This is a genomic window from Massilia brevitalea (assembly GCF_030711405.1).
Lineage (GTDB): Bacteria > Pseudomonadota > Gammaproteobacteria > Burkholderiales > Burkholderiaceae_D > Telluria > Telluria brevitalea.
Map to the genome: position 1 here is coordinate 1 of NZ_JAULSI010000061.1, position 20992 is coordinate 20992.

Sequence of the window (20992 nt, forward strand, 5' to 3'; positions counted from 1 at the left end):
TTCTCTCAAACAATGGAGCCTCCTCAAAACCCGGAGCGATTCACAATAGCACTTAAGGCTCCATGAGAAATCATGGGGCCTTTTTTGTTTTCGCGGCAGTACCCTCTTCTACCTGTTGCGCCATAGTCCCGACGCACAGTATCCCCATCGACTGCCGCCGCATGTGCGCCACGTGCGCTGGCGCTCCTCGACCTGGTTGTGCTTGCCTCTGCATGCTCCTTAGTAGCCTCCCCGGAGAGTCGCTGTGGGCATAGGCTTTGCCACGCCCTCAGGTTCAGACTTCCACACAACACCACGATACGCACTTCGCAAAGACTTGCGTTTTGTCATTAGTTAATCGCAACTCAATGACTACAGTCAATAAGTCTGTCGCAAGTTCACATTCGCTCTGACAGCCATTTCGAGCATCTCGATTTCAACAATCTCTAGCTCAAACGATGACTGACCTGCAAGCACTGCTGCAAGCCCATCAAACCACCCGTCTGCTTCGGATGGCGTTCCCGAGAAGCGACGGCCCGCAAGCCATACTGATGGTGAACCGGCTCACGGGCACGGAATACCTGTCGCGCGACTTCGAATTCACGCTGGAACTCGTGAGCGACGATGCCGGGATAGAACTCGAGGCGATGCACGGCAAGCTGCTGTGTATCTCGCTCGTACAGGCTAACGGCAGCCTGCGTCCCTTCACCGGTTATGTCACCTCGTTCAGGCTGGTTAAAACGGATGGCGGCGTAGCCGTCTATGAAGCCGTCTTGAAACCATGGTTGGCATATACCCGCCTGCGCCGCAACAACCGTCTGTTCCATGCGAAAAGTTTGCGCGAACAGGCGGACACGATCTTCGACGACTATGGCGGCCTGCCCGCGTGGGAGTGGGAAGTCATCGGCGAACAGCCGCAGTTTACGATGGCCACGCAATGGGACGAAACCGATCACAACTACCTGTCCCGGCGCTGGGAAGCGGCAGGCTACGGCTACTGGTACGAACAGAGCACTGGAGGCCATACGCTCAGGGTCTGCGACGACACCCGCGCGGCCAAGCCGATTGATGGACCGTCGCCCGGCATCCGCTTCCATGGCGCCGGTGGCGCGATTGAGATTGACGAGGACGCAATCAGCGACTGGAGTCCGCTGCGCCAGTGGGCGTCCGGACAAGCGGCGGTGAGCGGTTTCAACTTCAAGAGTCCACGCCCGATCCATGCGGATACCGTCACCATTGCCCGGCAAGGCGATATTCCGCAGTTGGAGGTGCACCGCTACGAGGGGCATTACGGCTTCAAGCACCAGTCCGGCGCCTACCAACTGACGCGCTTGCGCATGGAAGAAATCGAGGCCCGTGGCAAGCTGTACGAAGCGCAGGGCAACAACCGGTACGTCGCCCCGGGCAAGTGGTTCCGGCTACTCGGCCATTTCAACGAAAGCGCAAACAGCGAATTCCTGATCCTGGAAGTGCATCACGAAGCCAGCAACAACTACCTGCAGGGTAAAAACGCGCTCTCAGAATACAGGAACCGCTTGCTCTGCCAGGACAAGACCCTGCCCTGGCGGCCGGGACGCGGCTTCAACAGCACGGATACCAGGCTGCTGGCCCTGCAGACCGCCATCGTGGTAGGCCGGGAAGGCCAGGGCAGCCTGAATGTGGACCAGTACGGGCGTATCCAGGTCAGGTTTCACTGGGACCGGGACGAAAGCAGTAGCTGCTGGGTACGTGTAAGCAGCAACTGGGCCGGCGGCGAGAAGGGTTTGAGCAGTCATCCACGGGTTGGATCGGAAGTGATCGTGCAGTGGCTCGACGGTAATCCGGATCATCCGATCGTGACCGGCTCCGTGTATAACCAGGGTTATATGCCTCCGTGGAAGCTGCCTGAACAGCGGGCGCTGATGGGGCTCAGAAGCCGGGAGCTGACTGCCCAGGGCGGCAACGCCCCAGGTGGACGCAGCAACCACCTGGTGCTGGACGACACGCAGGGCCAGATCCAGGCACAGCTCAAGAGCGATCACCTCGCCAGCCAGCTCAGCCTCGGCCATATCAACCGCATCGAAGACAATGCCGGACGCAAGGACGCGCGCGGCCAGGGCTTCGAACTGCGCACCGACGGCCACGGCGCGCTGCGCGCGCAGCAAGGCCTGCTGCTTAGCACCGAAGGAAGGCCGAACGCCCGCGCCCACATCACCGACATGGCCGAGACGGTGGCGCGCATGGCGCAGGGTCAGGAATTGCACGACAGCCTGTCGCAGACCGCGCAACAGGCACAGGCGCACCAGCCGGGCGACCAGGACCAGGTCATCGCCGCGCTGCAGGCGCAGGTCGACGCCATCAAAGGCCAAGGTGGCCAACCTGAGCAAAACGAATTCCCGGAATTCAAGGCTCCCCACCTGACCCTCGCCAGCCCTGCCGGCATCGAAACCAGCACCCAGGGCTCCACTCACCTGATGAGCGTGGAGCACACTGCCCTGACCAGCGGCGGCCATGCCAGCCTGAGCGCGGGCAAGAGCCTGCTCGTCAGCGTCAAGGAAGCGGTGCGCATGTTTGCCTACAAGGCCGGCATGAAGCTGGTAGCGGCCAGCGCCGACATCGACATCACCGCCTTGAAGGACAGCGTCAACATCCTGGCCAAACTGAACATCACCCATACCGCCAACCGGATCACGATCACGGCCAAGGAAGAGGTGGTGATCAACGGCGGCACCAGCTTCAGCCGCTGGAATGCATCGGGGATCGTGCACGGCACCAGCGGCAACTGGCGCCAGCACGCGGCGCACCATAGCTTCGTCCCCGGCAAGAGCGAAGGCACGCCAGCCTTGCCGCAGCCCGTGCAGCTACAGCCGGGACAGCTCGACCTGTATCACCAGTACGTGAACCAGGAAGGCCGCAAGAAGAGAGGCATCCGGCAAGGCGACTACACCGTGGTCGACGCCGAAGGTGGCGTCCACCAGGGTACGCTCGACGGCAACGGCTTTGCCAGCGTAGCCGGCCTGCCGATCGGAATGGCCACGGTCAGCTACGGCAAGGACCCGCGCGATCCCTGGGACGACGATAGCTACTTCGGCGAGGAAACCGAATGGCCGAGCGTAGCGCTACCCGAGGCTGGTGCCGATACGCCGGCAGGCAGTCTCAATGGCGCAGCTGGCCAGTTCGACACGATTGCGCAAGCCGCGGAGCAGGCTGCAAGCGCGGTGCAGTCGCTGAAAAAGAGCGGCGCGCAAGCATTGCTGGCGCCGCTCACACAAGCAGGCATGGCCAATGTTGCGGGCAAGCTCGCGAGCGGCGCAACGGCCCTTGGCTTACCCGGTTCGCTGCCGCGCATCGGCACCGATGGACCGCCCTCGATCCCGAAACAATCCGTCATCTGAACAGACACTATGACCGAACCCACGCAAGCCACGCCCAAGCCTGCCGAACGCGCGCCGGAAGTCGCAGTTGCCCCGCTCAATACTATAGCCCAGCAAGACGTCGGCGCCGGCGCCGCTGCCTTCGACAAATGGCTGCGCAAGATCAGCCATGACTATGTGACGCTGGAGCGCCTGAGCACCGTCGCTGGCAGCCTGCCGGTGATTGGCAACATCATGGCGCTGATCGACGCCATCATGGACATAGTGACGGTCATCCAGAACGCCATCAACAAGAAGGAAACCGACTTCCTGCAATGGGTCGGCCTGGGCATCAACCTGATCGGTGTAGTCCCGGTGCCGGCGATGAGCGCGGCGCGCATGAGCCTGCGGCCGGCACTGCACCTGGTCCGGCAAAAGCTGGCCCTGGGCGTCAAGGACCTCGGCACTGCACTGGTCGAAGTGTTGGTCGCCCACCTCAACGCCAAGCTGGCCGGCGAAATCGACACCTTTATCGACGGTGCGATGGGCAAACTGGCAGGCATCCTGGACGAATGCGCGAATGTTGCCGATGGCGTTGCCGACGATCTGATCAAGATTCTCAAGCGCTGCGTTGGCAAGGAACCGCTGTTCGATGTGGCCTCCTCGGCGGAAGTGGAAAGCAAGCTGCACGATCCCAAAGTCATCAGCAGCTGGCGCCGCATGCTTGGCTCTCTTGGAAGGCAGTACAAGAAGGCGGCAAACTACGCTGCCGCCGCAGCAGCCCGCCACCTGCCGCAAGGCGCGGTAATGGGCGTAACGGGCATCATCGGCCACCTGACCGACTTCAAGCCGGCGTTTCGCGGCAAGCTTGCCGCCCTGGCCGACCAACAGGCGCAGATGAGCATTGGGTGGATACTGATGCGGCTGCGCGATGCGGTCACCAAGCACAAGAGGCGGTATCCGGCGATGGTGCCGTCAGCCAAAGGCGCGGACCACAAGAAGAACAACCCCGGCCACGAGCTGGGCGCCACCAGCCGGCAAAGTCCGGCCACCGGCGACGCCAATGCCTGCAAGCTGTGCCCCGCAAAAGGCAGCACTGCGCATTCGATCAGCTTCGTCACCGGCGCCGAAACCTTCACTCACACCGACTTCGTGCTCGATGCGCCGCTCCCCATCACCTGGAGCCGCACCTACCGCAGCCAGCTAAGCGCCTACGACAGCGGCAATCTCGGTGCGCGCTGGCTCACCCCTTACAGCACCCGCATCGACGTCGTCGGCAAAGGCAAGCCCACCGCCCTGCTCCATCACGGCGCCGACGGCCGTAGCCACCGCTACCCGTGGCTGGGAGTTGGTGAGAAACACTACGATCCGGTCGAACAAATCACGCTCACCCGCATGAGTGCCACCTTGCTCACGCTCGACTTCGGCAAGCCGCTGCCTGAGGGCGAACCCAGTCCCTGGCGCGAAACCTACGAGCTGGTCGACACCGTACGCTCCAAAGCGGCCGACATGGGCAAAGAACATTTCCGGCTGATCGCGCTGCATACCCGCGACGGCGCCGCCCTCGGCCTGCGCTACGACCACGTCGTCGCCAATGGACCGCACGCCGGCGAGGAAGTGCTCAGCGACATCGTCAGCAAGCAGGGGGAGGCCGTCGTCGCCCATGCCGCCACCCGGATCGATCCTGATAGCGGCCGCATCCTTGGGCTATGGGAAATCAAGGATGGAAAGCTGCTGCGCCAGCTCGCCGCTTACGACTACGACAGCTACGGCGACCTGATCCGCGCCCAGGACGAAAACGGCGCCGCCTGGCAGTACCGGTACGACCGCCATCTCGTCACCCGCTACACCGACCGTACCGGGCGCGGCATGAACCTTGCCTACGACACCAGCATCGACAGCGGACTTCATGCCAAGGCGATTCGCGAATGGGCCGACGACGGCAACTACGACACCCGGCTTGAATGGGACAAGAACATCCGCCTGACCTACCTCCTTGATGCGCTTGGCCACGAGACCCGCTATTACTACGACATCGCCGGCTACACCTACCGCATCGTGCACCCGGACGGGGGGGAGGAATGGTTCTACCGTGACGGCGCCAAGAACGTCGTCCGCCATATCGACGTTGACGGCAGCAGCGAGCATCACCGTTACGACGAGCACGGCAACCTGATCACGCACACGCGCACCGATGGCAGCCAGGTCCATTTCGAGTACGACGGCCAGCACCGCATCACCGGCATCCGCGACGGCGAAGGGGGAATTTGGCGCCGCGACTACAATGCTCAAGGGCACATGGTCGAGGAAACAGACCCCCGCGGCAACAAGACCCAATACGCGTACGACAAGGCCGGACGGCCGGTCGAAGTCACCGATGCCAAGGGTGGCGTCACGAAGCTCGCCTACACCCCGGACGACCAGCTCGCCGGCTACACCGATTGTTCCGGGCACAGCAGCCAGTGGGAATACGATGGCCGCAAGCGCCTGGTCAAAAGCATCGACGCCGCCGGCAACGTCACCCGCTACCGCTACACGCAACTCAGCGACGAAACGATGGCGCAGGCACATGGTGAAGGCAGCGACAGCGGCAATCATCCCGGCCAGCTCGAAGCCATCATCCATCCCGACGGCAGCGAGGAGCTGCTGCGCCACGACGCCGAAGGCCGGCTGCTTGCGCATACCGACCCGCTGCAACGCATCACCACCTATCGCTACACTGCGGCCGGACTGATTGCGAAGCGCATCGACGCCCTTGGGCATGGCCTGTACTACCGGTGGGACGCGCTCGGTCGCCTGTCTGCGCTGGAAAACGAAAACGGCAGCGTCTATCATTTCCGGTACGACCCGGTCGGCCGCCTGCTGCAGGAACAAGGCTTCGACGGCAAGGCCACCGAGTACCGCTACGACGAAGCCAGCGGCATGCTGGCGGAAACCGTCGAAGCCGGCGTGACCACGCGACTCGACTTCGACGCCATGGGACGGCTCGTTCAACGTCGGGCTGCAGCACCCGGCCTGCCGGAGCAAAGCGAAACTTTCTCCTACAACGCCAATGGCCAGCTGGCGGAAGCGAAGAACGAACACGCGCGGCTGCAATGGTTCTACGACGCCGCCGGCAATCTGGTCCGAGAGCACCAGCACTACCAGGGCCCCTTCCAGCTTGAGAAGCGCACCGCGGTCTGGCACCACCACCACGACGAACTCAACCAGCGCACCGGCACCACCCGCCCCGACGGCCATCGCATCGAATGGCTGACCTACGGCGCCGGTCACGTACACGGCCTGCTGCTCGATGGGCAGGACCTCGTCTCCTTCGAGCGCGACGCACTGTACCAGGAAACCGGCCGTACCCAGGCCAATGGTCTGCTGCAAACGATGACGTACGATCCGGCAGGCCGCCTGATCGAACAGCAGCTTGGCACCACTGCGCAAGTCAACCGGAAGGACCGGCATTTTCATCCCGATATCTACCGGCCCGACGCCTAGGCCGGCATGCAAGCCGCCATCCTGCGGCGCTACCGCTACGACCCGTCCGGCCAACTGACCAGTGTCGAAGACAACCGGCGTGGACGTATCGAATACCGCTACGATCCGGTCGGGCGGCTGCTGGCGGCACACAGTGCGTTGGGCCATGAAACCTTCGCCTTCGACCCGGCCGGCAACATCCGTGCAGCCGATACCGCGCAGCAGGAGCCCATCAGCCGCCGTGTCGCGCTTCCGAAACTGCTGGACAACCTGCTCAAGGAATATGCCGGCGTCAGCTACCGCTACGACGAACGCGGCAACCTCGTGGAACGGGTGCAGAACGGCAAGCGGTCGTCATATGAGTGGGACGCGTTCAACCGGATGACCCGTGCCACGACCTGGCATGGCGTCACCACCTTCGCCTACGATCCGCTGGGGCGGCGCATCGCCAAGCACAGCCAGGCGATGGAAGGCACTATTCTGCGAGAGACAGACCGAACCATGTATGCCTGGGATGGCGACACGCTGGCATTGGAAAGCAGCGTATTCAAGGGCTATATGGCGGGCGAACGGACGGTGCACTATGTGTACGAGCGTGACAGCTTCGTGCCGCTGGTGCAGGCCAGCCGGAGCCGGGCGCTTCAACTGGCGCCAACCACCGATGTCAGGACGCTGATGGCGGCGAACGGTGGAAAATATGACATTGCGCTTGATCCGCTATGGAACGGTGACTGCGAGCAGGAAGCCGAGCCGTTTGGCAAGGATGAGATCGCCTTCTATCAGTGCGACCATCTGGGGACGCCGCAGGAATTGACCGACCATGAAGGCAGGGTTGCGTGGTCGGCGCAGTACAAGGCCTGGGGGAAAGCGAAGGAAGCGATCAGCCAGGCGGCATATAAGGCAGGGATACGAAACCAAATCAGATTTCAAGGTCAGTATCTTGATGATGAGACGGGGCTGCATTACAACCGGTTTCGGTATTACGATCCATATAGTGGACGGTTTACAAGCCGCGATCCTGCAGGTCTACTGGGCGGTTTCAACGTTCACTCGTACGCTCCTAACCCTATTCAGTGGGTGGACCCGCTTGGTCTGGCACCTATCTGGGATTGCAAGTCGAACAAATGGCGCGATAGCACTACAGGGCGCTACAGACGCAGACCGACTGAGGCAGTAAAGACGGGGCCCAATCAGGCCTTCTTCTGGTCAGGTCGCACCGAGGGCGTCGGCGGTGAACACATTGCCAAGAAGGTAGCAACTGCTCATGGAGGAACTACGCTGGAGTTACAGTTGGAAAAGAATGGTGTGGTAATGCCCCCATGGGACGCGACCAATCCAAAGGCTGTCAAAGAGTGGGAGGAGATTTCTAAGTCCTATGCCCAGCAAGCATGTGGTGTGACTCGCGGTGTGATTGGGGCGGAGCTCCGACCTGGCAATATTTGGGAAACGCGAGAAAAGGGGGCGTTGATGGATAACCCATCTGTGACCCAGATTGACACTATTGATCCCAAAACCGGCGTTACGAAAACTATTTTTAAGAGATGAGAGACATGGAGCTGGTAGAGGTTACACGCGGACACCTTCGTGTGAAGATTGGAGCTAGGAGCGTCACCGTGTACGGTGAAGCACTTTTGCGAGGGTATGGATCTCCCGACTTTGTACTATACCAGAACAGCATCGAAAAGTGGGACAGGCCAAACGACCAAGAATATGTAACATCCACCGAAACGGAGCAGTTGATTCAGTTCCTAAAGGAGGAGTTCTCCAGACGAAAAATGTTCTTGGAAATTGAATAATGACCACCTTCGTAAACCCAGCCCCCTCGCGACTTGAACCATACATTGATACATTTAGTATTTTGCAATAAATAATCTATTTAGTTCGTTTAAACATCTTGATTATGAATTTTCGAAATGACACCATTGAACAGCTCCTTTTCATCAAGCAACGGTGTCCTGCACACTGATGCTCATGTGTTGGCAGCTCCTGGACTTACATGCTCGGAATTCGACGATGGTGTTGGACACCACATGACCGCCAGAGAATCCGCGCCAGATTTCGTTGTGTATGGCCCGGTCTCTGTTCAATTGTGGGGGAGGCGCTTCGTTGCCGGGATCAGATTTTTCAGGGACGTCGTACATGGAGTGACGCTAACGCTTGAACAGAGCAAGGTAGCCGCTTTAGGGTATGACGCGACAGAAAAAGACCTTCTGGCTGAGAAGAAAACACTGACAACAATGCTCTCAAAACAGCTAGAGTGCTCACCTACATCGACCTCGCTAGGCGCTGACGTATTCGAGTTTCCCTGGGGAGGCGTAGTTTCAAGAGCCGATCTGAAGTCGACTTGGTGCGGTATCGAAGTTAGGTTTAAATGAATAATCATATATTATTCGAAGCACTGCAATGCAATTCAATACAATGCAATCGTCCATATTCACTCTTTTCGTGCTTGATCGCGCTCGTAATCAAACGTAAATGTTCAAATCGCGTCATATCTATCGGATCGTTAATCATCCGGGTCGATAGCAGAACTGGGCTCCATCTGACGACTGAAGAACGATAATTTGCAAGATGGCGCACAAGACCGGGATATCGAATTCAACAAGACCTAATCCGGGCGTGCGGACGGTACATTCATTAATTCTAGGCGCATTACAGCGAGCACCGATTGCTACTGCAATCTTCAGCTAAAACATATATGAAACTGCCTAACGGACGCGATTAGCCGGATGGTTAACCGATTTGATAACGTCGCCAATTCCACTGGAGAACCAATGTCATTGAATATTATCACCGTCGGAGACAAAACCAGTCATGGCGGTACAGTGATCAGCGGTTCGCTCGACCACGACATCAGGGGAAGAGCAATCGCTCGACTGGGTGACAAAGTTGATTGTCCAATGCCCTACCCCGGCGGCAAGCCTCACGGTGTGAACAAGATCATTACTGCTCACGACACACTTACAATCAACGGGATAGCCGTTGCGGTCGAGGGATGCACAACCGAATGTGGCTGCAAGCTGATCGGCAGCTTGCCTGCGACTGTCGGTTGAAGTCCTCCTGGCGCTCCATGAAAATTCGTGGAGCCTTTTTGTCTTTACCATTCGCCTTCGATTGTCGGCTTTCTTCAACAACCGCACGCTGGCATTGTCGCGTTGCCAAGGCTTGAGGTAGCATGTGTTTGTTTGGAAACTTTTGCAACAGATACCATGCAGACTGCTGCCGTACAAAGTACCCTTGCCCCGCACTCCGCCCTTCCCGCCTCACACTGTCGCAGTTGCAACGCTATCGTCACCGATAACTTCTGCGCAAAATGCGGAGAGCCGACCCATGCCCATGTCCCGAGCGCGGGTGAGTTCGTGCATGAATTCGTCGGCCATTACGTGGCATTGGAAGGCAAGCTCTGGCAAACGCTGAAGTTGCTCGTCCTGCGTCCTGGCGAACTGACAAAGGAATTCCTGGCTGGGCGCCGCATGCCGTATATTCCGCCGTTGCGGCTGTATCTGACCCTGAGTCTAGTCCTCTTTGCTCTCATTAAAGTCTTTCATATTGAACTGCCTCAGTTGCTGATCGAAGACGGGCAATTCGGCTTTACGTATAGCCACGCGGCTCCGGGAACTTATGCTCCAGGCAAGACACCAAGAGCGATTTTCACGCTGGCGGTGCATGACCCGCAGCATGCGGAAACAGCGGACGAATCCCCAACCGTGAACGACAGCATCCAGGACGCCATCGCCGCCATAGGCAAGGTCAATGCACACTGGCAGGACAAGCTGAACAACTTTCTCAAACAAACCGACAAGGAAAAAAGCGCGGCGCTGAATCACGGATTCCTTGCATATGCGCCCTACATGCTGATTGGCGCACTACCGCTCTTTGCGCTGTACCTGAAACTGATTTACCGGCGCTCCAACTTCCACTACGGCGAGCATTTGGTGTTTGCCTTGCATACCAATGCGTTTGCCTTCCTGGTTGTCAGCCTGATGATCGTCATTCCTGGAAGCATAGGATGGGCTGCGATGTTCCCATTCCTGAAGGGCGTATCCAGCGACGTGCTTTCGGCATGGGACATTTTCCAGATCATTCCTTTTCTCTGCCTGGTAGCCTATCTACCGATGGCTATGCAGCGGGTCTATGGCGGAAGCCGTTTCGCCACGTGCTGCCGCTGGCTGGTGCTGGTGACCGCACATGTAATGGTGGTTGGTGCGGCGACGCTGATTGTGGAATTCATCGGCATCGTGAACCAGGCCTGAGCCGGTACATTTCGCGGGTTTCCGCAGCAAAATTTAATACATACGTGCAGTCGCGCTGAAACCCGGCCTGTCCAACCTTCGTCACTCGTGTCTTTCAACGTTCGATGAAGGAGACAGCCATGCGTGCCCTGCTTTGCCTTGCCTTCGTGTCGTCCACCGCTTTCTTTTCATCCGCGCTTGCCGCCGCTTCCATGGACCGTGGCGATGCGCAAGACCTGAAAGACGCCGTTGCCGGTCAATACCGGCTGGCGAGCGGCCTCGACGTGCGCCTTAGCCTGGTCGACCAGCAGCTGTATGCCGACCTGAACCGGCATTACCGCAAACGGGTGTTCCCCGTATCGCCAAACCTGCTCAGTTCGCAGGACGGCAACTTGACGATCGAATACCTGCCGGAGGGTCCGGTCGAACGCATTCTGATCCGGCACCAACGCTTCCCGCAAGGCCAGCGGCTTGGCGAGCGCAGCTGGCTCGGCAAGTGAGCTGCCATCGGATTTAACGATAGAACAAGCTCATCTATAAGCCCGGCTTCTGGTCCGGTGCAGGCTCCCGGTTGCCGCGCACTTCGAAGCGGCTGGTGGCGAGCACCTTGCCTGCCGCGTCGAGCAGTTCCAGGCGGTGCGGGCCGACTGCCGGGCGCCAGGCCAGGACGGCATCGGCGGCGCCCTGCTCGGCGTCGTCGAGACGCCAGCGCAGGCCCTGGCCGGCCTGGGCCTGGAACAGCACGCGCTCGCGCTCGGCCGGGATGTCGGGGTCGGTGGCGAGGATGCTTCCGTCGACCGGGTAGATGATCTTCGGCGTGCGGCGTTCCGGCGCCACTGCTTCGACCAGGCTGGTTTCGGTGCCGCGCAGGAACCATTCCTGGCGCGCGGCCTCGTGCGCCGGGGCGTAGCGCAGTTCGCGCCGCACCAGGCCGTCCGGCGCCGCGGCTTGCCGGGGCGGGTTCTCGCGGTGCAGGAAGTCCATCACGTCGCGCCAGACCGGCGCCGCGCCGGAGACGCCGGAGACGTCCCACATCGGCTGGCCGTCGAAGTTGCCGACCCAGACACCGACCGTGTAGCTTGTGGAATAGCCCACGCACCAGTTGTCGCGCATGTCCTTGCTGGTGCCGGTCTTGACGGCGCTCCAGTAGGCGGTGGCAAGGTCGCTGCGCAGGCCGAAGGTCGGGCTGCGCGCGCCGCGGTCGGACAGGATGTCGCCCACGATCCAGGTGGCGCCGGCGTCCAGCACGCGCTGCTTCGGCCCGGGCCTGGACGCGGGCACACGGGCGCGCAGCGTCACCGGGCCGTACAGGCCGCCGTTGGCCAGGGTGCGGTAGGCGTTGCTCAGTTCCAGCAGCGAAACGTCGGCCGAGCCCAGCGCCAGCGAGGGGCCGTAGAAAGCCGCGTCTTCCTTCAGCGAGCTGATGCCGAGGTCTTGCAGGCGGTCGTGGAAACGCTCCGGCCCGAGCAGGAGCAGCGTGCGCACCGCCGGGATGTTCAGCGAGCTGGCCAGGCTGGTGCGCACGCTGGCATAGCCCTTGAACTGGCGGTCATAGTTCTGCGGCACGTAGAGGCCGGCCTCGCCCGCGACGTCGATCGGGCTGTCGTCGAGCAGCGAGGCGGCGGTAAGCAGGCGCCGCTCGAGCGCCAGCTCGTACAGGAAGGGTTTCAGGGTCGAGCCGGCCTGGCGCAGGGCGGCCACGCCGTCGACTTCGCCCTGGCCGCCGTTGCCGACATAGGCCAGCAGCTCGCCGCTGGCGTTGTCGATCACGACCACGGCGCCGTCGGCGACATTCCGGTCGTTTAGTTCGCGCAGGTGGCGGCGCAGCGAGTCGAGCGCGAAGCGCTGCAGGCCGGCGTCGAGGGTGCTGCGCACGTCCTGCCCGCCCGTGCCGAGCAGTTGATTGGCCACTTGCGGCGCCATCTGCGCCTGCCCCTTGATAGCGGCAGCGGCGGGACGGCCGAGGGCGACCTCGGCCTGCCACTCTATGCTGGCGCAGCCGGTGCGCGCCTTGAGCTCGGCGGCAATGGTGCAGGCGCGCATGGCCACTGTTTTTGGCGCCGCGCCGGGCGCGCGCAGCAGTGCCGCCAGGATGGCCGATTCGGCCAGGTCGAGCCCGGACGGGGCCTTGCCGAACAGCGCCTGCGAAGCGGCGGCAACGCCTTGCAGTTCGCCGCGGAAGCTGGCCAGGTTCAGGTAGGCTTCGAGGATCTCGGCCTTGCTCCAGCCGGCTTCGAGTTCGCGCGCGGCCAGGGCCTGGTTGAATTTCTGGGTCCAGTTGCGTCCGCCCGCGCCGGCGCGCAGTTCGGCGTCGAGCAGGCCGGCCAGCTGCATGGTGATGGTCGAGGCGCCGCGCGGGCGTGCGCGGAACAGATTGTCCCAGGCGGCCTGGCCGATGGCGCGCAGGTCGATGCCGCCGTGCTCCATGAAGCGTCCGTCCTCGGCCTGCAGCACGGCCAGGCCCAGGGCCGGCGAGATGTCGGCCAGCGGCGTCCAGGCCATCCTGCGCACGCGCATGTCGATGCGCACCGATTCGACCGGCACGCCGTGGCGGTCGAGCAGCCTCGCGCTGGACGGCTTCCAGGCCGTGCGCACCTGCTGCGGCGTCGGCATGGCCGCCGAGGCGCCGAGGTGCACGGCGGCCGACAGCACCAGCACCACCGGCAACAGCATCGAACGGCGCATCACGGCCCCACGGCCAGCGCCGGATTCGGCAGCTCGCCGAAGGTCTCGGGGTTGTACATGGCCTCGACCCGCGTCGGCGGCAGGCTGAAGTTGCCCGCGTTGTTCAGGCGCACCGTGTATTCGATGCTGAACTGGCCCTTCGGCACGAAGGAGTAATAGGCGCGGAAGGCGCCGTGGGTGCGCTCCTCGTATTCGAGGCCGCCATAGTCCCAGCCACCACCACCCCAGCCGCCGCTCCTGCGCCCGCCTCCCGCCAGCTGCGAATCGCCGCCCAGGCCGCTGCCGAGGATGCTGGCGCTGGCCGGGATCGGGTCGTCGACCACCACCCAGGTCATGTCGGACTGGGCGTCGATGACCAGGTTCACGCGGTACACGTCGCCGCGGCTCCAGGCGCCCTGCTTCGCCTGCTCGACCGGGGTGACGGTGCGCTTGATGCGGTAGCCGGCGGACAGCGGCGCCTTCAGGGGCACCGCGGCCAGGCTCTGCACCGTGGCCCAGGGCTTGCCGCCGCCTTCGTGGCGCAGCGTGAGCTGGCCGCTGCCCGCCTGCGGCCAGGCCTGCAGCACGGTCGCGGGCACGGCGCCGCTCCAGGCGGCGGGGCTGGCGCTGGTGCCTGCATTGCCTGCATTCGCAGCGAGCACGGCGCTGCTCTTGCCGGTCACCGGCGCGGCCTCGAACTTGTCCGAGAATTTTTCCATCGCCAGCACGCCCCAGGCATTCGCCAGCGTCGTGTTCCAGCGCCCGCGCTGCTGGCGGCCCAGGGCGCCGCGCGCCAGGCGGCCCATGTCGCCCTGCCAGGATGGATTGTCGAGCATTGCCAGCAGCAGGCGGTTGGCGTTCACGTCAGGCGAGGCCATCAGCCACCACCAGTCGTCGCCCGCCTCGGTGGAAAAGCCCATGGTGGTGCCGGCCAGCGTCAGGCGCGCGCGCAGGATCCGCTCGGCCTGGGCCAGGTGGGTGTCGTGCTCGGCCAAGCCGGGGGTACGTTGCAGCACCAGGTACCAGTCGAGCACGGCCGAAGTCGGCCACAGGTTCGGTTCGATGCGGATCGATTCGAGCCAGGCGTCGCGCACTTCCTGGGTGCGCGACAGGGCTTCGAGCGCGGCCAGCTTGCGTACCGCCAGGTCGCCGCTGCGCAGCGACTGGCCGCGCGTCAGCTTGCCTTCGACAAAGGCGACCAGGGCCGCCTCCATGCGCTCGCGCTGCTCGGGCGCGATGGCATAGCCGGCCTCGCTCGTGACCGACAGCACGTACGCGGTGAGGCTGTCGCTGCCTTCGAGCATGCTGGCGAAATATTTCAGCATGCCGTCGCTGTCGAGGTGGGCCGGCAGCGTGGCGGCCAGGCTCTCCCACATCTTCGCGTCGCGCAGCGCGACGGCGCGCGAGGTGTTCTGCTCGAAGCAGGTGTAGGGATAGGCGGCCATGTAGTCGCGCACGCCCGCCATGCTGCCGGCCAGGCGCGGCGTGAACGTGGTGCGGATGCCGCCGTGGCCCGGCAAGGCGTCCTGCGGACGCGCCACGGGAATCGTCTTCGGCGCGTCGAGCTGGAGCAAGGTGGCCTGCATCACGCGCACCGGCACCGCCGCCGTCACCTTCTGCACGATGCGCAGGCTGTCGCCCATGCCGGCGCCTTCGCCGGTACGCGCGTCGACCTGCCAGCGCAGGGCCTGGGCCTGCGGCACCGTCAGGTCCCAGCCCACCTCGCGCGACTCGCCCGGCTCCAGGCGCACGTTCTGCGGCGCCTGGGCGCGGGCCTGGCCGCCGTCGGCGCTCACGCTCGCGCTCAGCTGCACCTGCAGGCTGCGCTCGGAGGCGTTGCGCAGCGTGAAGCCGGCGCGCAGGCGGTCGCCCTCGCGCACCAGGGGCGGCAGGCCCGACATCAGCATCAGGTCCTGGGTGCTGCGGATGTCGGTGGCGCCGGTGCCGAACATGCCGGCCCCGGCATTCGCCACGGCGACGATGCGGAAACTGGTGAGCGAATCGTTGAGCGGCACTGGCAGCGCGGCTTCGCCCTTGGCATCGAGCCTGACCTTGCCCTGCCACAGCAGCAGGGTTTCGAACAACTCGCGGCTCATGCCGCGCCCGCCGCCGCCGCCGCCGTGCGCCACCGCCTTGCGCCCGAAGTGGCGCTTGCCGACCACCTGCATCTGCGCGGTCGAGGTCTGCACCTGCAGGCTGCGCTGGCGCATCATCGCTTCGAGCAGCTTCCAGCTCTCGTTCGGCATCAGCTCGAGCAGGCCGGCGTCCACCGCCGCCAGGGCCACCTCGGCCCCGGCCGGCAGCGGCTTGCCGTCAAGCCGCGTGACTTTCACGCGCACCTGGGCACGGTCGCGCACCTTGTAGACCTCCTTGTCGGTGCCGACTTCCACCTTCAGTTCGTGCGCGGCCCAGCCCACCTTTACCTCGGCGATGCCGAGCTTGTAGGCCGGCTTGCCGAGGTCGACCAGCGCGGTCGGCTGCACGCCGGCCACGCGTCCGCGCACGACCATGGCCGACACGAACACGTTCGGCGCATAGCTGCCCTTGATCGGCACGCTGATGGTCGGGTCCTTGGCGGAGAAGCGCCGCACCCAGGTCTCGAGGATGCCTTCGCGTTCCACGGTCACCAGCACGGTGCCGGAGCGGAACGGCGCGCGCACCTGGAAGCGCGCGTCCTCACCCGGTTCGAAGCGCGGCTTGGCCGGCAGCAGGTCGATGCGGTCGTTGTCGGAAACCTCGAACCAGTTATCGTCGCGTGCGTCGTCCCGGGTTCCGGCGCCGGCCCAGGCCTCGGTGTGGGTTACAACCGCGCGGCCATCGGCGTCCTGGGTGCGGGCGCGGAGGATCAGGTTGCCCTGCACCGGCGCCGTCACCTCGCAGACCAGCAGGCCGCGGGCGTCGGTGCGGCCGCTGCAGGCTGCGCCGATGCGCTTGATCTCGCTGCTGTTCTCGTAGGCGTAGAAACCGCCGACCAGGCGCCGCCGGTGCGAATAACTGGTGCGCTGGAACATATCGACCTCGACCTGCTGCCCGGCCACCGGCTTGCCGTGCACGTCCACCACGACGGCCTGCAGTTTGACCGGCTCCTTGTTCAGCCAGCTGACGGTCTTGATGCCAAGCATGACCTCCGACGGGAACAGGTTGACCCGGGTCGAGGTCGTGAGCGTTTCGCCGTTCGCGTCCTGGTAGCTCAGCTCGGCCAACAGAGTGCGCGGGCCGTCGATCGGCGGCAGGTCGCGTACGGCGATGCGCGCGCCGCCGTTGCGGTCGAGGGTGGCGCTCTGGGTGCGCGCAGCGTTCGCTGCCGCTTCGGTGCCTTCTGCTGTATTTCCCCCCTCGTTGCCCTCCCCGTCCGGCGCCTCGCCGCCCTCGCCTGCATCGTCGTAGCCGTCTTCGTTGTAGCCCGAGCCTTCGCGCGCGATTCCCTCCTTGACGTCGCCGGCGGCAAAGGCAAAGCCCTCGTAGCCCGGGAACGAGGCGCCGCCGTATTCGAGCACGGTGCGCAGCTTGACCGGGGCCAGGCCAGCCGGGCCGCCCGACAAGTAATTCACCTGGGCGTCGATGCTGACGCCGCGTGCGGCCACCACCGGCCCGCTCGGCCCTTTCAGCAAGGCCTTCATGGTCGGCACCCGGAACTGCTCGACCCGGAACTCGCCCGCCACCTGGCCGCCGATCACGACCTGGTATTCGCCGAGCTTGGCTTCCAGCGGGATCTTCCATTCGCCAAGGGCGGCGCCGCCGGCGTCCCAGCGCAGGGCAAAGCCAAGCTTTTCGCCGCTGCCGCCGTGCACCAGCCAGCCCCGGGCCGGCAAGGGGCCCTTGTCTTCGGGCGCGTTATCGTCCCCTTCGTTCTCCTCGCCGTCCGTCCAGCGGGCCCCATTCGGCGGCGCCTTGTCGCCGGCGCGTACCAGGGCGATGCCGGCGGCAACGCGGCGGCGCAGGAAGTGCTTCATGTGCACGGTCTCGCCGGCGCGCAACAGAGTGCGGTCGAATACGGTAGCCACCAGGCGGCTGTCGCTGTCGACGCCCTCGGTCGAGACGTTGTAGCGCCAGGACTCGATGCCGCGCTGCCATTCCGACAGCGTGAAGGTAAAGTCCTCGCCGCTGCGCGCGGTGACGAAGAAGCCGCCGCCGGACTGGCAGGACGCTGCGCGCAGTTCCTTGGGGATGCGCGCAACGCCGCTGGCGTCGGTGCTGCCGCTCCAGAGCGGCTTGGCGGCGCAGTCGCGCACCGCCACCTGGGCGCCCGCTACCGGCCGGCCCTTGTCGAGCGAGGTCACCCAGACCAGCGAAGACGCTGCCCCATGCTTGAAGTGAGCGGCCAGGTTGGTCACCAGCGCGGCGGTGTGCACGTAGGCCTTCTTGCCCTTGTCGTTGAGTGCCGCGCCCAGCTGTGGGCTGCTCAGCTCGACCACGTAGAAGCCGGGTTTACGCAGCGGAATGCCGATCACCTCGAAGGCGCGGCGGCCGTTCGGCTTGGGCAGCGAAAAGCGCTCGATGCTGCCCTCGACGGCCTTGCCCAGCACCTGCTTGTCGAGGCTGCCGTACTGGCCGCCGCCCGCCTTGCGCATCCAGGCCAGCACGTCTTCCTCGCGGCTGACGCGCTGGCTGGCGCCGCTGGTGCGCACGGCGGTGGCCAGGGCCGGCTCGACGTTGCGCACCGTAACCGGAAGCATGCGGTCGCCTCGCGCCTCGATGATGCCGAAGGGCGCGGCGAACTTGACCAGCGGCGGCTGGCGGTCGGTGCGCAGGACCAGTTTCGTTTTTGTACGCAGCACCGGGCTGCGGCCGGCGTCGTCCTTCAGGCCGGGAGGCAGCAGCAGGCGCAGCTCGGCGCGCTCCGGGAAGGGGCCGGCAAACGACATGCCGGTGACGTGGCCGGCATGCTCGTCCTCGAACTTCGCCGGGAAGCGCTTGCCGCCGGGACCTTCGAGGGCGATGGCCTGGGCATCCTTCAGCGCCACCGGCGCACTGAAGCCGACGCGCACCGGCAGGAAAGGCACGCAGCCGGCGCGCGCATTCACGCGCTCGCAGCTGGCCGAGATCGTGAAGTCGGGACGGGTGCGGAAGTCGAGCTGCTGGTCCTCGGTGGTGGCGATGCCGTTCGGCGCGGCCACACCCTTGCCCCACATCAGCGCGATTTCCTTGTTCGGCGGCAGCGTGCGGCGGCATTGCACGACCGCCAGCGGCAGCTCGCCGGACAGCGGCGCCTTATCGCGCCAGGTGCGCCCGCGCGCCTTGAACCAGCGGGCCAGGTGAGCGTCGATGAAGTCGCTCTGGACGGCGCGGATGCGTTCGCGCTCCTCGCCTTCCAGCACGCGCAGCGGGATTTTTTCGTTGATGCCCTCGGCGCGGCACCAGGCATGGCGCGCGATGCTGGCCGGCGCCACCTGGGCGTCCAGCGCCAGCACGAAGATCTGGTTTTCGTCGACGTGGCCGGAACCCTCGTAGGGCCGGGTGCGCACCACGGCCGGGCCGCCGGTAGTAAACGCAAAGGCGCGCTGCCCGCCCAGCGGCTTCCCGGCCAGGTCGCGGCTGTCTGCGCGCAGGGTGAAGCGGCAGGCGCTGGCGCCAGGCAAGTCGGCGTCGAAGTCGTAGCTCCAGTTGGTCGCGTCGATCCAGCGGCCCTTGCCCTTCGCCGGACAGTCGATGGCGAAGGGGTCGGCGCCGCGCGGATCGCCAAAGGCAACCATGGGCTGGCTGAAACGCGCCGTGACCTGGCGCACCTGGCGCACTTCGCCCTCGGGCGAAAAGGATTCGACGGCCGTCTGCGCCGGGACCTGAGTCGTGGCCGGGGATTGGGCCGGGGCCGGCGTTTGCGACTGCGCCGCCTGCACGCAGAAGGATAAAGCCATCAGAAACAGCACTCGGGGCAAGGCGCGCATCGGTTCTCCGACTGGGTCGTCGCTGCCGGCCCGAAGCAGCGCACCACGCGTGCTTGCCGGGCTCGGCAGCTACCTGAGTGTTGCAAAATGGCATAGCGTTGTCAACGGATTAACCTTTCTTCGTGCGCTGGCGGCGGCGCCAGCCGACCAGGGTGCAGCCAGCCAGCAACATGCCCCAGGTGGCGGGCTCCGGTACGGCCGGGACCAGGTCGAGCCGCACCCCGTAGCAGCTGCCGTCGCGGCAAGCGGTGCCGGCGATTTGCCCAAGGTCGTTGATGGCATTCGCTTCCTGGATTACCCAGCCCGACGCCGGATCGATCAGGTCGTTCACGTCGAGGAAGCTGCCGGCTTCGAACAGGAAGGCATGCGGGTTCCCGAAGTCGCCGAACCAGCCGACCACCTGGCCCGGGTTGTTGATGCCGTAGGCGAAGCTGGTCGCGCCACCGCTCAGCGCGCCGATATCGGTGAGTACGCCGTTGTCCCACAGGAAAGCGGTACGCGGGTACAGTTCGGGACCGTCCGAGTTCAGGTTGCCGAAGCCGACGACCTGGTCGTGGTCGTTGATGGCAGTGGCCTCGCTCCATGGACCCGGGAACTGGGCGATCTCGGTCATGGCGCCGTCGCGGTAGAGGAAAGGCGTGAGCGGGTAATTGGGTGCGCCGCCGATGTCGCTACCGCCCACCACGTGGCCCTGGCTGTTGACGCCGTAGGCGCGGCTCTGGAAACCGTACACGGTGCCGAGATCGGTGGTGACGCCGTTTTGCCAGCTGATGGCGTGGCGCACGAAGCCGTTTTCGGCGTCTTCGAATTCGGCCATGCCGACCACGACGCCGTCGTTGTTCAGCCCGCGGGCCGTGGTGAAGCCCCAGCCGGTGATCGCGGTCATCACGCCGCCGCTGTAGAAGAAGCCGTTGCTGCCCGAATGGCCGGCGATCTGGCCGGAATCGTTGATGCCGAACGCGACCCCGCTGCCGAGGTCGACGTAGGCGGCGCCGTCGTGCAGCCAGGCGTTGCCGCCGTTGGAGCCGACCACCTGGCCGTACAGGTTGATGTCCCAGGCACGGCTGTCGGGGCCGGACAGGACGGTGACGGTGTAGCGCGGATCGGCGGCGGCGAGTAGCGGCAACGCGAGCAGCAGGGTTGCCGCGAACCGGGCCAGCAAGGGGGTTGGCATCACATCCTCCATGAAAATCGGTCTGTGCAGTCAGCGTAACTGCCGCGTTGGCTGCGCGTTTGCGCAAGCACAGCCGTGGTGAAGATCGATTTTGCGCAAGGAATTTGTTTGCGGATGAGAAAAAGGGCGATGGTGTCGCCCTTTTGGAATGCGTGCTGGGTTTAGGGTGCTGCTGGCGTTAGCGTTGATCAGTTTGCACGGCCAACAATGTTCACGGTTCCGCGTGGGCACGGGGTGCCCACCCTAATGTGATGGACTCCA

General features: G+C 64.1%; 11 protein-coding genes. 8 read left to right on the plus strand and 3 right to left on the minus strand.

Annotated features, from left to right (window positions below):
* Nucleotides 1-437 precede the first annotated feature (437 nt).
* The 8 genes from QWL29_RS24380 to QWL29_RS24410 all read left to right on the plus strand — a co-directional run bounded on the left by QWL29_RS24380 (nt 438) and on the right by QWL29_RS24410 (nt 11508).
* Entirely contained in the window at nt 438-3353 is a 2916-nt protein-coding gene (locus QWL29_RS24380) for a type VI secretion system Vgr family protein (protein ID WP_305825442.1), read from the plus strand.
* A gap of 9 nt (nt 3354-3362) precedes the next feature.
* Entirely contained in the window at nt 3363-6797 is a 3435-nt protein-coding gene (locus tag QWL29_RS24385) for a DUF6531 domain-containing protein (protein WP_305825443.1), read from the plus strand.
* Between the two features lie 6 nt (nt 6798-6803).
* A complete protein-coding gene (locus tag QWL29_RS24390) occupies nt 6804-8321 on the plus strand; it encodes an RHS repeat-associated core domain-containing protein (protein ID WP_305825444.1) in 1518 nt (505 codons plus the stop codon).
* A 5-nt stretch (nt 8322-8326) separates the two neighbouring features.
* Nucleotides 8327-8572, plus strand: coding sequence for an Imm74 family immunity protein (locus QWL29_RS26875; RefSeq protein ID WP_370663739.1), 246 nt, complete (start codon nt 8327-8329; stop codon nt 8570-8572).
* Between the two features lie 234 nt (nt 8573-8806).
* On the plus strand, nt 8807-9151 hold the full coding sequence (locus tag QWL29_RS24395) for a hypothetical protein (protein WP_305825445.1): 345 nt from the start codon (nt 8807-8809) through the stop codon (nt 9149-9151).
* Between the two features lie 399 nt (nt 9152-9550).
* Nucleotides 9551-9829, plus strand: coding sequence for a PAAR domain-containing protein (locus QWL29_RS24400; RefSeq protein ID WP_305825447.1), 279 nt, complete (start codon nt 9551-9553; stop codon nt 9827-9829).
* Nucleotides 9830-10135: 306 nt separating this feature from the next.
* Nucleotides 10136-11029 (plus strand): DUF3667 domain-containing protein, encoded by an 894-nt coding sequence (locus tag QWL29_RS24405; protein WP_305825448.1) that lies wholly within the window; start codon nt 10136-10138, stop codon nt 11027-11029.
* A 119-nt stretch (nt 11030-11148) separates the two neighbouring features.
* Nucleotides 11149-11508 (plus strand): hypothetical protein, encoded by a 360-nt coding sequence (locus QWL29_RS24410; RefSeq protein WP_305825449.1) that lies wholly within the window; start codon nt 11149-11151, stop codon nt 11506-11508.
* A 34-nt stretch (nt 11509-11542) separates the two neighbouring features.
* Here QWL29_RS24410 and pbpC read toward each other — a convergent pair whose 3' ends face one another.
* From pbpC to QWL29_RS24425, 3 genes are all read right to left on the minus strand, one after another.
* Nucleotides 11543-13693, minus strand: a complete 2151-nt coding sequence (pbpC, locus tag QWL29_RS24415) for a penicillin-binding protein 1C (protein ID WP_305825450.1) — start codon at nt 13691-13693, stop codon at nt 11543-11545.
* Nucleotides 13693-19527, minus strand: a complete 5835-nt coding sequence (locus tag QWL29_RS24420) for an alpha-2-macroglobulin family protein (protein WP_305825451.1) — start codon at nt 19525-19527, stop codon at nt 13693-13695. The genes pbpC and QWL29_RS24420 overlap by 1 nt, the downstream gene beginning before the upstream one ends.
* A 139-nt stretch (nt 19528-19666) precedes the next feature.
* The gene (locus QWL29_RS24425; protein WP_305825452.1) at nt 19667-20731 is read right to left on the minus strand and encodes a DUF3466 family protein; all 1065 of its coding nucleotides are present in this window, start codon (nt 20729-20731) and stop codon (nt 19667-19669) included.
* Nucleotides 20732-20992: the final 261 nt, after the last annotated feature.